Annotated in this window: 13 protein-coding genes; 2 read left to right on the forward strand and 11 right to left on the reverse strand. The window is 66.5% G+C overall.

Annotated features, from left to right (window positions below; translation table 11 throughout):
• The first annotated feature begins 46 nt into the window (after positions 1-46).
• Complete coding sequence (locus B0E48_RS00525) at positions 47-256, forward strand: hypothetical protein (protein WP_077516796.1); 210 nt, start codon at positions 47-49, stop codon at positions 254-256.
• A gap of 24 nt (positions 257-280) precedes the next feature.
• The gene (locus tag B0E48_RS00530) at positions 281-985 is read left to right on the forward strand and encodes a ComF family protein (RefSeq protein ID WP_254423796.1); all 705 of its coding nucleotides are present in this window, start codon (positions 281-283) and stop codon (positions 983-985) included.
• Between the two features lie 69 nt (positions 986-1,054).
• Here the strand turns inward: B0E48_RS00530 and ubiA are convergent, their stop codons facing one another.
• The 11 genes from ubiA to B0E48_RS00585 form a co-directional block, all read right to left on the reverse strand.
• Positions 1,055-1,948, reverse strand: a complete 894-nt coding sequence (gene ubiA / locus B0E48_RS00535; protein ID WP_254423867.1) for a 4-hydroxybenzoate octaprenyltransferase — start codon at positions 1,946-1,948, stop codon at positions 1,055-1,057.
• A 228-nt stretch (positions 1,949-2,176) separates the two neighbouring features.
• Positions 2,177-3,742, reverse strand: coding sequence for a threonine ammonia-lyase, biosynthetic (ilvA, locus tag B0E48_RS00540; protein ID WP_077515516.1), 1,566 nt, complete (start codon positions 3,740-3,742; stop codon positions 2,177-2,179).
• Positions 3,739-3,987 (reverse strand): acetolactate synthase small subunit, encoded by a 249-nt coding sequence (gene ilvN, locus B0E48_RS00545; protein ID WP_072759207.1) that lies wholly within the window; start codon positions 3,985-3,987, stop codon positions 3,739-3,741. The genes ilvA and ilvN overlap by 4 nt, the downstream gene beginning before the upstream one ends.
• Before the next feature lie 162 nt (positions 3,988-4,149).
• Positions 4,150-5,943, reverse strand: coding sequence for a biosynthetic-type acetolactate synthase large subunit (gene ilvB, locus B0E48_RS00550; protein WP_077516800.1), 1,794 nt, complete (start codon positions 5,941-5,943; stop codon positions 4,150-4,152).
• Between the two features lie 166 nt (positions 5,944-6,109).
• Positions 6,110-6,451 carry a hypothetical protein gene (locus B0E48_RS00555; RefSeq protein WP_077515517.1) on the reverse strand — a complete coding sequence of 114 codons (342 nt, stop codon included), beginning with the start codon at positions 6,449-6,451 and terminating at the stop codon, positions 6,110-6,112.
• A gap of 71 nt (positions 6,452-6,522) precedes the next feature.
• Positions 6,523-7,539, reverse strand: coding sequence for a ketol-acid reductoisomerase (ilvC, locus tag B0E48_RS00560; RefSeq protein ID WP_077515518.1), 1,017 nt, complete (start codon positions 7,537-7,539; stop codon positions 6,523-6,525).
• A complete protein-coding gene (locus B0E48_RS00565; RefSeq protein ID WP_077515519.1) occupies positions 7,536-9,239 on the reverse strand; it encodes a dihydroxy-acid dehydratase in 1,704 nt (567 codons plus the stop codon). The genes ilvC and B0E48_RS00565 overlap by 4 nt, the downstream gene beginning before the upstream one ends.
• Before the next feature lie 204 nt (positions 9,240-9,443).
• Entirely contained in the window at positions 9,444-10,541 is a 1,098-nt protein-coding gene (gene leuB, locus B0E48_RS00570) for a 3-isopropylmalate dehydrogenase (RefSeq protein WP_077515520.1), read from the reverse strand.
• A complete protein-coding gene (gene leuD, locus B0E48_RS00575) occupies positions 10,538-11,119 on the reverse strand; it encodes a 3-isopropylmalate dehydratase small subunit (protein ID WP_077515521.1) in 582 nt (193 codons plus the stop codon). The genes leuB and leuD overlap by 4 nt, the downstream gene beginning before the upstream one ends.
• Positions 11,116-12,546: a 3-isopropylmalate dehydratase large subunit gene (leuC, locus tag B0E48_RS00580; RefSeq protein WP_077515522.1), complete on the reverse strand. Its 1,431-nt coding sequence runs from the start codon at positions 12,544-12,546 to the stop codon at positions 11,116-11,118. The genes leuD and leuC overlap by 4 nt, the downstream gene beginning before the upstream one ends.
• Complete coding sequence (locus tag B0E48_RS00585; protein WP_077515523.1) at positions 12,543-13,487, reverse strand: branched-chain amino acid transaminase; 945 nt, start codon at positions 13,485-13,487, stop codon at positions 12,543-12,545. The genes leuC and B0E48_RS00585 overlap by 4 nt, the downstream gene beginning before the upstream one ends.
• Between the last annotated feature and the right edge of the window lie 7 nt (positions 13,488-13,494).

The following is a 13,494-nucleotide window of genomic DNA, read 5'->3' on the forward strand; positions in this document are numbered from 1 at the left end:
CGTTACCATCACACCATCGATGCAAGGTGACACGGAGCAGATCAGCATGAGTGAAGGACAAGGCAGCAGTGGCAATGTGCTCGCGGCCATCTGCAGTTTCTTTATCCCCGGGCTGGGCCAGCTGGTACAGGGGCGTTTGCTCAAGGCGATCATCATGTTCGTGCTGGCTGCCCTGCTGTGGATTGTCCTGCTCGGCTGGCTGATCCACCTGTGGTCGATCCTCGACGCTGCGTTGTACAAGCCGCCCGGCCGCTGAGTGGAGATGCGCATGGATGCGCTGATGAAGCCTTTTCGATACCTGCAGCGCTTCGTGCTGCCGTGGCGCTGCCTGTTGTGTGGTGCCGCTGGATCCGACGGTGTCGACCTGTGTGCTGACTGCGCGGCCGAACTGCCGCGCAACCGCAGCTGCTGCGCACGCTGCGCGTTGCCGTTGGCGGCGCCGGCGGCGATGTGTGGCGAATGCCTGCGTCGCGCGCCACCCTGGGACGCGGCATGGGCGCCGTTCCGTTACGGCTGGCCATTGGACCGGTTGGAGTCGCGCTACAAGTTCGGTGCCGATCTCGCCGCCGGCCGCGTGTTGTCGACCCTGTGGCGACGCGAGCCATGTCCAATCGATCTGCCGCAGTTGCTGTTGGCGGTGCCGCTGCATCGCAGCCGGTTGCGCCAGCGTGGCTACAACCAGGCACTGGAACTCGGTCGTCCGCTGGCGCGCGAACTAGGTGTGCCGCTGCGTCACGATGTGCTGCAACGCTTGCATCGCACCGATGCGCAAACCGAACTCGATGCCGTCGGCCGGCGCCGCAATGTACGCGGCGCATTCGCGTTGCACTCAGATATTGCGTTGCCTGCGCATGTGGCGATTCTCGATGACGTGATGACCACCGGCGCCACCGTGGCCGAATGCGCCCGTGTGCTCAAGCGCGCAGGGGTGCAGCGGGTGGATGTGTGGGCACTGGCGCGGGCACCAAAGCCGAGAAACGAGTGAAGAGGAGTGAGAAGTGAGTAAGAGCGATGGCCCGCTCATTTCTCACCCCTCTTCACTCACTCCTCGCTCTCAGCGCACCGCCAGCGCCAGCACGATACCGATCCACACCGCCAGTCCCAGCCAGTTGTTGTGGCGGAACGCGGTGAGGCAGGCATCGCGCGCGCGCGCGCGGACCAGCCACAGCTGGTAGCCGAACAGGCCGGCGGCGACGGCGAGGCTCAGCCAGTACGGCCAGCCCAGCGCGGCGCGCTGGCCGACGAACAGCATGGCCAGTACGAAGGTGCCCATCAGCACGCCGAGAATCGGCAGGTCGGCGTCGCCGAACAGGATCGCGGTGGACTTGGCACCGGCCTTGAGGTCGTCGTCGCGATCGACCATTGCGTACTCGGTGTCGTAGACCACCGACCAGATGATGTTGCCGATGAACAGCAGCCAGCCCACCGGCGGCACTGCATTCGTCACCGCGGCGAACGCCATCGGGATCGACCAGCCGAACGCGGCGCCGAGTACCACCTGCGGCATATAGGTGTAGCGCTTGGTGAACGGGTAGATCGCCGCCAGCGCGGCGCCGGCGAAGGACAGCTCGATCGTCAGCCGGTTGGTGAACAGCACCAGTATGAAGGCGAATATAAGCAACGCGGCGAAGACGAGCAGTGCCTCGCGCGGCGTGACCCGGCCCGATGCGATCGGTCGCCCGGCGGTGCGCGCGACCTGCGGGTCGAGCTTGCGATCGGCAAAGTCGTTGATGGCGCAGCCGGCCGCGCGCATGGCGAATACGCCGAGGGTGAAGATGATCAGTGGCTTCCACGGTGGGAAATCGCCGGCCGCCAGCCACAGCGCCCACCAGGTCGGCCACAGCAGCAGCAGCGCGCCGATCGGCCGATCCATCCGGGTCAGCACCAGATAGTCCAGCGCCTTCTCGCGCTGGCTTGGCGGCAGCTTCCGCAGCAGCCAGTTCAGCACGCGCGTGGCACGGGTCGAGCTATCGGCTGGCTGGACTGGCTTGGCAACGGGCTTCGCCACACCGGGCCGTGGCCGGGCGGTGGGCGCGGGTGCGGTATTGCGTCGCTGGCGTTTGCGGGGAGGAGGGGCCATCCGCCGAGTTTAGCGTGGCCGCCGTGCTCTGTTCGCGCGCTGGATCACTTCAGTACATGCAGCGTGATGGCTGTGGCCGACATCGAGCCATCCCGTTTACTGCCGCAGTAGCAGCCGGTAGGCGGGGTGGTCGCTCTCATCCCAATGCGGGTAACCGAGTGCGGCCAGAAACGACGGCAGCAGAGCATGCTCATCAGGTGGCACCTGGATGCCGACCAGGATGCGGCCGTAATCGGCGCCGTGGTTGCGATAGTGGAACAGGCTGATATTCCAGTCCGGGTGCAGCTGGCCGAGGAAGTGGGTAAGCGCGCCGGGGCGCTCGGGGAATTCGAAGCGGTACAGCCGCTCATGCTGTGCCAGCGAGGAGCGGCCGCCGAGCATGTGGCGCAGGTGCAGCTTGGCCAGCTCGTCGTCGGTGAGGTCGAGTACGTCGAAGACCTGCTCGCGGAAAGCGTTCACCAGCGCCTCGCGTTCATCGCGGCTGGCGATCTGCACGCCGACGAAGATATGTGCGGAGCTGGCATCGCCGATGCGGTAGTTGAATTCGGTGATGCTGTGCCGGCCCAGGGTGGTACAGAAGCGACGAAAGCTGCCGCGTTCCTCCGGTATCGTCACGGCGAACACCGCCTCGCGTTGCTCACCGACCTCGGCGCGTTCGGCGACGAAGCGCAGGCGATCGAAATTCATGTTGGCGCCGGAGACGATCGCGATCAGCGCGCCGCTGCCGTCGCCGTGAGTAGCGACATATTGCTTCAGCCCGGCCAGCGCGAGTGCGCCGGATGGCTCCGGCACGCTGCGAGTTTCCTGGTAGATGTCGCGGATCGCTGCGCAGATCGCGTCGGTGTCTACCCGCAGCATCGCGTCCACATGCTGCTTGCATAGCGCAAAGGTGAGTGCGCCGACCTGCTTCACCGCGGTACCGTCAGCGAACAGGCCGACTTCGTCCAGTGCTACGCGCGTGCCGTTCTCAAGCGAACGCACCATCGCGTCGGCATCGGCCGCCTGCACGCCGATCACTTGTACCTGCGGTCGCAGCGCCTTGATGCACGCGGCCACGCCGGCAAGCAGTCCGCCACCACCAACCGGCACGAACACCGCGTGCAGCGGGCCGGGATGCTGGCGCAGGATTTCCAGCGCCACGGTGCCCTGGCCGGCGATTACCGCCGGATCGTCGAACGGGTGCACGAAGGTGGCGCCGCGTTCTCCCTGCAAGCGTGTCGCTTTGGCCTGCGCGTCGCTATAGGAGTCGCCAGCCAGCACGATCTGCACCATCGCACCACCGAACCGGCGCACCGCATCCACCTTCACCTGTGGCGCGGTCACCGGCATCACGATGGTGGCGTGGATGCCGAGTTTCGCCGCGGCCAGCGCCACACCCTGCGCGTGGTTGCCAGCGGAGGCGGCGATCACGCCGCGCGCGCGTTGCGCCGGGTCCAACTGCACCATGCGGTTGTACGCGCCGCGCAGCTTGAACGAGAACACCGCTTGCTGGTCTTCGCGCTTGAGCATTACTGGCTGGCCGAGTCGCGCGCTGAGCAGCGGCGCGCATTCCAGTGCCGACTCGTGTGCCACGTCGTAAACGCGTGCGGCACGGATCTGTGCCAGAAGATCGTCGGCTGCTAGCGCATCGTCATCGGAAGCAGGTGCGGCGACTGCATTCATGCCGCCAGTGCCGTCGCCGGATGTGCCACCTGCAATACGTCGACCAGCTTGCGCGTCTGCTGCAAGATCTGCGCGACGCCAGCATCGTCGCACTGCAGACTAAGGGTGAGTCGCGAGACAGCCGGATCGTGGGTGGCGCTGACGGTCAGCGTGTCGATGTTGTAGCCGCGTGCGGCGAACAGCCCGGCCACGCGCACCAGTGCACCGGCTTCGTTCTGCAACAGGATGGACAGCGTGTGGTTCATGGTGAATGACTCCGGTAGTTGGTTCCTTTCCGGGAGGCAATCTCTTTGTTCGTCATTTCCGCGAAGGCGGGAATCGCTCTTGAGAGCGGTGGAGCGATTCCCGCCTTCGCGGGAATGACGTCGTTGGAGGTTTCCAGGCCAGGCAAGGAGAAAATCAAAAGCTCAGAACATGTTCGAAGGGGCCGCCTCGCCCGTGACCGCCACCGCACGCGAGGCAATGAAATCGCCGGTGATCATCTGCGCGTAGCTGGCGCCGGGGCCGACCATCGGATACACGCCGGCATCCGGATCGATCATCACTTCCAGAAACGCGGGACCATCGAAGGCGAGGAACGCGGCGATCGTCGCCTCAAGATCCTCTGTGCGTTCCAGCCGTTGCGCCCAGGCGAAACCGTCGGCCTGCGCGGCCAGCACGAAGTCCTTCTTGTGCAGGCTCTTGTCGGAGGCGGCGAAGCGGCCCTTGAAGTACAGCTTCTGCCACTGCCGCACCATGCCATCACCAACGTTGTTGAGCACCACCACCTTGATCGGCAGGTTGTAGGTGGTGACGGTTTCCAGCTCGCCGAGGTTCATGCGGATGCTGCCGTCGCCGTCGATGTCGATGACCAGCTTGTCGGGATGCGCGAACTGCGCGCCGATCGCCGCCGGCAGGCCGAAGCCCATCGTGCCCATCGAGCCGGAGGTGAGCCAATGCCGCGGTGCACGGAAGTCGAAGTACTGTGCCGCCCACATCTGGTGCTGGCCGACACCGGTGCTGATGATCGCGCGGCCATCGGTATGCCGATTGATTGCCTCCAGTACGGCGTATGGCTGGATCAGCGCGCTGCTGCGGTCATAGTTCAACGCATGCATGCGCTTCAGCTCGGCCACGTGCGTATGCCAGGCATCGAACGCGGGCTGCAACCCGTGCGCGCGGCCGTAACTGGTCAGGCGCTCGAGTGCGCGTACCAGTGGGCCGACGTGATGCCAGTGCACCGATTTCACCTTGCCGATTTCGGCCGGGTCGATGTCGATGTGTGCGATGAACTTCGCACGCGGCGCGAACTTGTCCGGCACGCCCGCCACGCGGTCGTCGAAGCGCGCGCCCAGCGTCAGCATGAAATCGCAATCCTCCACCGCGTAGTTCGCATACGCGGTGCCGTGCATGCCGAGCATGTGCAGCGCCAATGGATCGGTGGTGTCGAAGCCGCCCAGGCCCATCAAGGTGGTGGTGACCGGCAGCCCGAACGTGTCGACGAATGCACGCAATGCGGTTGCCGCACTGGCGGCGATCACGCCACCGCCGGCGTAGATCAGTGGACGCTTTGCCTGCATCAACGCCGTGAAGAAGGCGGCGCAGTCGGCATCGCTCAGTGCCGACTGTTCCACCGCGCGCAGACGCGCGCGGTAACCGGTCAGTGCCAGCTCGCCGGTGCCATGAAACTTCAGCGTGGTGTTCTGCACGTCCTTCGGTACATCCACCACCACCGGTCCGGGGCGACCGCTGCGGGCGAGAGTGAACGCGGTACGCAGGGTCGCTTCCAGCTGCGCTGGATCGGTGACCAGGAACACATGCTTGGCGCAGGCACCCATGATGTTGCTGATCGGCGCCTCCTGGAACGCGTCGCTGCCGATCGCCACCGTGCTCACCTGGCCGCAGATCACCACCAGCGGGATCGAGTCGGCCATCGAGTCGCGCACCGGCGTGACCATGTTGGTGGCGCCGGGACCGGAAGTGACCACCGCCACGCCGACCTTGCCGGAGGCGCGCGCATAACCCGCGGCCATGAAGCCCGCGCCCTGTTCGTTGGCGGGCACGATCAGCGGCATCGGTTCGTCGCCGTTGTCCTTCGGATGTGTCGCGTTGTAGCGGAACACGGCGTCGTACACCGGCAGGATCGCGCCGCCGGAATAGCCGAACATCACCTCGACGCCCTGGTCGGCGAATACCTGCACGATCACGTCGGCGCCACTCATCGCGTGGCCGGTGAGCGGGTGCTGGTCGATGGCGATGGCCTGGTTAGGCTGCGTCGTCTGCGCTGAAGTCGTCACGTCTGGTTCCTGTGGGTGGATGGTGTGTGGCGATGTCCGGGTCGCTCCTTGTGTTCATCCCGGCCTGCACCGGAACGACGGACTTCGCCCGTCAATTGCGAATCAGGTCGCGCTCGACCGCCGGATGCACCGGCACGCCAAAGGTGGCGATGATCTGCAGGTCCTGCTCCAGCGTGGAAAAACGTTCCCACGCGATGCCGTTCACGTCGGTGCTGCTGGTGAAGCCCTGCGCGATGTCGTCCTCGAAGCCGAGCTGGCAGATCTGGCCGGCCTTTTCGGGTTGCTGGCGGATCGAGAAATTGAGGTTGTCGGTGCGCCACATCGCGTAGACGCCGTAAACCAGGGCCTGCGGTGGCTGGCCGAGTCGGGCGCTGTAATCGGCGATCGAGGCTTCCAGGTTGGCGACGGCCAGGGCGATATGGAAACGTTTCACGGTGAATCTCCTCGTTCAATGCATCGGATAAGGCTGCCCGCCACAACTGGCGGGAAGCCTGTTACTGGCTGTCAGCCGACCTTCTTCAGTGGCGCGGCTTCAGCCTTGGCAGCGGACGGCTGCAACCACGGCATCTGCGCGCGCAACTTGGCGCCGACCACTTCGATCGGATGATCGAGATCGGCCTGCTTCAGGCGTTTGTAGTTCGGCAGGCCGGCTTTGTATTCGGCCGTCCAGTTGCGTGCGAAAGTGCCGTCCTGGATGTCGGTGAGGACGTCCTTCATGCGTGCCTTGGTGCCGGCGTCGACCACGCGCGGACCGCTGACGTAGTCGCCGTATTGCGCGGTCTCGGAGACGAACTGCAGCATCTTGGTCAGGCCGCCCTCGTAGAACAGGTCGACGATCAGCTTCAGCTCGTGCATCACTTCGTAGTAGGCGATCTCCGGCTGGTAGCCGGCCTCGACCAGGGTCTCGAAACCCTTGATTACCAGCTCGCTGGCGCCGCCGCACAGCACCGCCTGCTCGCCGAACAGGTCAGTCTCGGTCTCTTCCTTGAAGTCGGTCTTGATGATCATCGCGCGGCCGCCACCGATGCCGTCGGCGTAGCCCTTGGTCTTCGCCTCGGCGTGGCCGCTGACGTCCTGGTGCACCGCCCAGATGCACGGCACGCCACGGCCACGCTCATACTCGCTGCGCACCAGCGCGCCGGGGCCCTTCGGCGCGACCAGGATCACGTCGATGTCGGCGCGCGGGGTGATCTGCTTGAAGTGCACGTTGAAGCCGTGCGCGAACAACAGCGCGGCGCCCGGCTTGATGTTCGGCTCGATCACTTCCTTGTACAGCGCCGGCTGCACCATGTCCGGAGTCAGCACGGCGACCAGGTCGGCGCCGCGCACGGCATGGGCTGGCTCGACCACGGCAAAGCCATCGGCCTCGGCACGCTGCCAGGTCGGGCCGCCGGGACGCAGGCCGACCACGACGTCGAGGCCGGAATCGCGCAGGTTCAGCGCATGCGCGCGGCCCTGGCTGCCGTAGCCGAGTACGGCAATGCGGGATTTGGCGAGTGGGTTGGTTGGGGCGGTACTCATGCGGCAACTCCTTCAGTGGTTTCGGTGTGGGTGTGTTTGGATGGGGCGATCGCGGCATGCAGCTGGGTGGTGGCGCCGTCGGAGGCGGAGCCGACCAGACGCGCGTACTTGGCCAGTGCGCCCTGGGTGACTTTCGGTTTTGGCGGCTGCCAGCTGGCACGACGACTGGCGAGATCGGCCGTGGTGCGCAGCTCGCGGTGTTCGGCATCGATCACCACGCGATCGCCCTCACGCAGCAGCGCGATCGGGCCGCCGCGCACCGCTTCCGGTGCGATGTGGCCGACCATGAAGCCGTGGGTGGCGCCGGAGAAACGGCCGTCGGTGATCAGCGCGACATCGTTGCCGAGGCCGCGACCGACCAGCGCCGCGGTGACGCCGAGCATCTCGCGCATGCCGGGGCCGCCGGCGGGACCTTCGTTGCGGATCACGATGACGTCGCCGGCGTGGATGCGATCGCCCTGCACGGCGGCGAAGGCTTCCTCCTCACTCTCGAACACGCGCGCGCTGCCTTCGAAGTTGCCACTCTTGCCAGCGAGCTTGAGGATGCAGCCTTCCGGCGCGAGGTTGCCGTACAGGATCGAATAGCCGCCGCGCGGTTTCAGTGGTCGGGTGACCGGATGCACTACATTCTGCGTCTCGGCGCGTGGTGCGGCGGCGGCTTCGGCAAACAGGCTGCGGCCGGTGACGGTGGGCGCATCGTCCAGCATGCCGGCGGCGATCAGCTCCTGCGCCACGCGCCCGCTGCCACCAGCGCCGAACAGCTCGACCGCGGTGTAGCGACCGCCGGGCAGCAGGTCGGCGATCACCGGCGTATGCACCGAGGCGGGCTCGAAATCTTCCAGCGCCCACGCGACGCCGGCCTCGCGCGCGATCGCCAGCAGGTGCAGCACGGCGTTGGTAGAGCCGGCGGTGGCGGCGACCATGCGGGCGGCGTTGCGGAACGAAGTGCGTGTCAGCATTTCGCGTGGCGTGCGCTCGGTCTTCAGGCATTCCATCACCAGCTCGCCGCAGCGATAGGCCGCGGCACCCTTGGCTGGATGGGTGGCGGGGATGTCGTTGTAGCCCATCGGCGACAGGCCCAGCGTGGTCAGCACCATCGCCATCGTGTTGGCGGTGAACTGACCGCCACAGGCGCCGGCGCCGGGGCAGGCATCGCGCTCGACCGCGGCGAGTTCAGCGTCGTCGATCTTGCCGGCGCCATGTGCGCCGACGGCCTCGAACACCTGCTGGATGGTGATCGGATGGTTGTCGTGCGTGCCGTGCGCAATGCTGCCGCCGTACAGCGCGACACCGGGAATGTTCAAACGCGCCAGCGCCATCGCCGCGGCAGGAATGGTCTTGTCGCAGCCGCACAGCACCACCATCGCGTCGAGGCAGTGGCCGTCCACCGCCAGCTCGATCGAGTCGGTGATCACCTCGCGGCTGATCAACGAGGCACGCATGCCGGGCGTACCCATCGCGATGCCGTCGGTCACGGCGATCGTGTTGAACTCGATCGGCGTGCCGCCGGCGGCGCGGATACCGGCGGCCGCTTCGACCGCCAGCTCGCGCAGGTTGAGGTTGCATGGGCTCACGTTCGACCAGGTGTGCACCACCGCGACCAGCGGTCGGGCAATCGCCGCGTCGTCCAGTCCGGTGGCGCGCAGCATGGCGCGGGCGGGTGCGCGGTCGGGGCCGCTCTTGATCAGGTCACTGCGCATGGGTGTTCCGTTGGATTGACAAGAAAAAGCGTCCCCTGCGTGCAAGGGAAGTTGGCGACACGGACGGGAAGGTGCGCCTTGGGAACGCACGGAGGGCATCCGGTGCCGGAAGCACGCAGGGGACGGCAGAAAATACGGAGACGTCCGCGGATCGATGGGATACGTCTCCGTTGGGAAACTGTTGATGGGAGCCGGGTGTTCGCATCAGCCGCATGCACGTGTTCCGCGAAAGAAAGCGGCGGCGCTGTCGGCGTACTCCTCGATCGCTGCCAGCACGGCGTCGCACACTGCGGCGGTGCCGGCGCTGCCGCCGATGTCGCGGGTGTGCGGGCCATGGCGCAACACCTGGTCAACCGCTGTCTCGACGGCCACCGCTTCGGCTTCCAGCCCCAGCGAATGACGCAGCAGCATGGCGGCAGAAAGGATCGCGCCGACCGGATTGGCGACGCCATGGCCGGCGATATCCGGTGCCGAGCCGTGGATCGGTTCGTACAGGCCGGCCTTGCCTTCACCCAGTGACGCTGACGGCAGCAAGCCGAGCGAACCGGCCAGCGCGGCGGCCTCGTCGGTGAGGATGTCGCCGAACAGGTTCTCGGTGACCACCACGTCGTAGCGATTCGGCTGGGTCAGCAGCAGCATCGCCATCGAGTCGACCAGCTGGTGCTCGACCTTCACGTCGGGATAGTCGGCGGCAATGCGTTGCACGGTGCTGCGCCACAGCCGCGAGGTTTCCAGCACGTTTGCCTTGTCCACCGAGGTGACGTGATGACGACGGCCGCGCGCCAGCTCGAACGCGCGGCGCACCACGCGCTCGATTTCGACGACGGTGTACTTGCATTCGTCGGTGGCGGTGTCGGCTGTGCGCGTCTTGGCGCCGAAGTAAGCGCCGCCGGTCAGCTCGCGCACGAACAGCACGTCGACGTTCTCCAGTTTCCCGTTCTTCAGCGGCGACAGGTCGGCCAGCGCCGGATGTACCTGCAGCGGGCGCAGGTTGGCGTAGACACCTAGCGCAGCGCGCAGCGCCAGCAGTCCCTGTTCAGGGCGCACCGACGCGTTCGGGTCGGACCATTTTGGTCCACCGACGGCACCGAGCAGCACGGCATCGGCGGATTGGCATGCGGCCAGCGACTCAGCCGGCAACGGCGCGCCGGTGGCGTCGATCGCGGCGCCGCCGATCAACTGCTCGTCGAAGGTGAACTCGTGTTCGTAGCGGGCAGCGATTGTCTTCAGCACTGCGACTGCAGCGGCGGTGACTTCGGGGCCGACGCCGTCGCCGGGCAGGGTGACGATGTGGGCTTTCATGCAGCCTCCTGGGCTTGTTCGTATTCGGTGATGGCATCGCTGTGTTGCAGCAGGTAGCCAAGCTGGTCGACGCCGTTGAGCAGGCAGTGCCGCGCGAACGGTTCCAGCCGGAACGGAATACGGCCGCCGTCGGGCAGCGCGATGAACTGCTCGCGCACGTCGATCACCAGTTCGATGCCGGGGTGCTTGAGCAGCCAGCGGTGTTCCAGTTCGTCGATGACGATCGCCAGCAGGCCGTTCTTCAACGCGTTGCCGCGGAAGATGTCTGCAATCTCGCTGCACAGCACCGCCTGCACGCCGTAGTCGAGCAGGGCCCACGGTGCGTGTTCACGCGAGGAGCCGCAGCCGAAGTTGCGTCCGGCGACCACGATCGAGCAGCCCTGCGCCTGCGGCTGGTTCAAAGGAAACGCCGGGTTGTCGCTGCCATCGGCCTGGTAGCGCCAGTCGTTGAAGCACAGCTTGCCCAGCCCTTCACGGGTGGTGGTGGTGAGGAAGCGCGCCGGGATGATGCGGTCGGTGTCGATGTTCTCGTCGGCCAGCACGGCGGTGCGCGAGTGGATGCGGGTGATGGGCTTCATGCGGCTTGCTCCTGCCGGCGGTTATCGCGCACGGCGTAGTCGCGCGGATCGGCAATGCGGCCGGCCAGCGCGGACGCGGCGGCGGTGGCCGGGCTGGCCAGCACGGTGCGCGCGCCCTTGCCCTGGCGGCCTTCGAAGTTGCGGTTGGAGGTGCTCACCACCAGCTGGCCTGGCTGGGCCAGGTCGCCGTTCATCGCGATGCACATCGAGCAGCCGGGCACGCGCCACTCGGCACCGGCGGCGGTGAATACCTGATGCAGGCCTTCGCGCTCGGCATCGCGGCGCACCGCTTCGGAACCCGGCACCACCAGCATGCGCACGCCGTCGGCGACGCGACGGCCACGCAGGACGTTGGCCGCTTCGCGCAGATCCGACAGGCGCGAGTTGGTGCAGCTGCCGACGAACACCACGTCGACTGGCGTGCCCTGCATCGGCTGGCCAGGTTTGCTCTGCATGTAGTCGAGTGCGCGGTGTTCCTGTGCATTGGTCGCGGCCGGCACCGGCGCATCCATCGCGATCGCCATGCCCGGATGGGTGCCGTAGGTGACCGTCGGTTTCACCGCGCTGGCATCGATGCGCACTTCGCGGTCGTAGGCTGCGCCGTCATCGCTGCGCAGCGCGCGCCACGTCGCGACGGCGACATCCCACGCGGCACCCTGCGGGGTGCGGGGGCGACCCTTCAGCCACGCGAACGTAGTGTCGTCCGGTGCAATCAGGCCTGCGCGCGCGCCGGCCTCGATCGACATGTTGCAGACGGTCATGCGCTCGTCCATCGACAGCGCCTCGACCGCTGCACCGCGGTACTCCAGCACGTAGCCGGTGCCACCGTCGACGCCGATCGCGCCGATGATGTGCAGGATCAGATCCTTCGCACTGATACCGGCGGGCAAGTGGCCGTCCACATGAATCGCCATGGTCTTCGGCTTGCGCTGCAGCAGGCACTGCGTGGCCATCACGTGGCCGACCTCGGTGGTGCCGATGCCGAACGCCAGCGCACCGAACGCGCCGTGGGTTGAGGTGTGGCTGTCGCCGCAGACGATCGTCATGCCGGGCTGGGTGGCACCCAGCTCGGGGCCGATCACGTGCACGATGCCACGGTCGGCACTGTCCCAGCCGTGCAGCTCGACGCCGAACTCGCGGCAGTTGGTTTCCAGCTGGGTCACCTGCGCCTGCGCCTCGGCATTCGCGTAGGGGCGGCTGCCGTCCGCATTTGTCGGCAAGGTCGGCGTGGAGTGGTCCAGCGTGGCCAGCATGCGATCGGGGCGGCGCAGCTGCAGGCCGCGCTCGCGCAGTTCGCTGAATGCCTGCGGCGAGGTCACCTCATGCACCAGATGCAGGTCGGCGTAGAGCACGGCCGGCGTGTCGGTGGTTTCGGCGACGACAACGTGTGCGTCCCAAACTTTTTCAAACAAGGTCTTGCCGCTCATGCAGCCTCCTGTGCAGTGATGTTGGCGTGGACCGGCGTTAGCCAGTTCCAGCGATCTTCGGTGCGGCCATCGAACAGGCCGAAGAACGCCTGCTGCAGTTGCTTGGTGATCGGCCCAGGCGCACCCTTGCCGACCGGTTTGCGATCGACCGAACGCACTGGCGTGATCTCGGCGGCAGTGCCGGTCATGAACACTTCGTCGGCGGTGTACAGCGCCTCGCGCGGCAGGTCGCGCTCTTCCACCGTGATGCCGAGATCGGCGGCCAGCGTGAGTACGCTGTCGCGGGTGATGCCGGCGAGGATGCCGGCGCTCGACGGCGGCGTGAGCAACTTGCCGCGCTTGACCAGGAACAGATTTTCGCCGGCGCCTTCGCTGAGCAGACCGTTGTGGCCCAGCGCGATACCTTCGTCGTAGCCGCCGCGGCGCGCTTCCAGCCCGATCAGCTGGCTGTTGAGGTAATTGCCGCCGGCCTTGGCCCAGCTAGGTAAGGTGTTCGGTGCGGGGCGATGCCACGAGGACACGCAGACGTCCGCGCCTTTTTCCATCGCGTCGCCCAGATACGCGCCCCAGTCCAGCGCCATGATTGCCACCTCGACCGGTGCGCCATCCTTCGCCAGCACGCCCAGGCCGCCGGCACCGCGAAACACGATCGGCCGCACATAGGCCGAGCGCATCGCGTTGGCGCGGATCAGCTCGACGCAGGCGGTGTTGATCTCGTCCTCGCTGTAGCCGATCTCGATCTCGTAGATCGCGGCGGATTCGAACAATCGGCGGGTGTGCTCGGCCAGCCGGAAATACGCAGGGCCCTGCGGCGTGGCGTAGACGCGTTCGCCCTCGAACACCGATGAGCCGTAGTGCAGGGCATGCGTGCTGACATGGACGCTGGCATCGGCCCAGGGCTTGATGCGGCCGTTGTGCCAGAGGAAAGGCGTGTTGCTCATGGAGATT

Source organism: Rhodanobacter sp. C03 (assembly GCF_002001175.1).
Classification (GTDB): domain Bacteria; phylum Pseudomonadota; class Gammaproteobacteria; order Xanthomonadales; family Rhodanobacteraceae; genus Rhodanobacter.

Bases quoted from the DNA above. Each gene is read 5' to 3' on its own strand.
- ilvA (WP_077515516.1), bottom strand. From the start codon at position 3,742: ATGAATGCAGTCGCCGCACCTGCTTCCGATGACGATGCGCTAGCAGCC.
- B0E48_RS00565 (WP_077515519.1), bottom strand. From the start codon at position 9,239: ATGCGCAGTGACCTGATCAAGAGCGGCCCCGACCGCGCACCCGCCCGC.
- B0E48_RS00525 (WP_077516796.1), top strand. From the start codon at position 47: ATGAGTGAAGGACAAGGCAGCAGTGGCAATGTGCTCGCGGCCATCTGC.
- leuC (WP_077515522.1), bottom strand. From the start codon at position 12,546: ATGAGCGGCAAGACCTTGTTTGAAAAAGTTTGGGACGCACACGTTGTC.
- ilvC (WP_077515518.1), bottom strand. From the start codon at position 7,539: ATGAGTACCGCCCCAACCAACCCACTCGCCAAATCCCGCATTGCCGTA.
- ilvB (WP_077516800.1), bottom strand. From the start codon at position 5,943: ATGAGTGGCGCCGACGTGATCGTGCAGGTATTCGCCGACCAGGGCGTC.
- leuD (WP_077515521.1), bottom strand. From the start codon at position 11,119: ATGAAGCCCATCACCCGCATCCACTCGCGCACCGCCGTGCTGGCCGAC.
- ilvN (WP_072759207.1), bottom strand. From the start codon at position 3,987: ATGAACCACACGCTGTCCATCCTGTTGCAGAACGAAGCCGGTGCACTG.
- B0E48_RS00530 (WP_254423796.1), top strand. From the start codon at position 281: ATGAAGCCTTTTCGATACCTGCAGCGCTTCGTGCTGCCGTGGCGCTGC.
- B0E48_RS00585 (WP_077515523.1), bottom strand. From the start codon at position 13,487: ATGAGCAACACGCCTTTCCTCTGGCACAACGGCCGCATCAAGCCCTGG.
- leuB (WP_077515520.1), bottom strand. From the start codon at position 10,541: ATGAAAGCCCACATCGTCACCCTGCCCGGCGACGGCGTCGGCCCCGAA.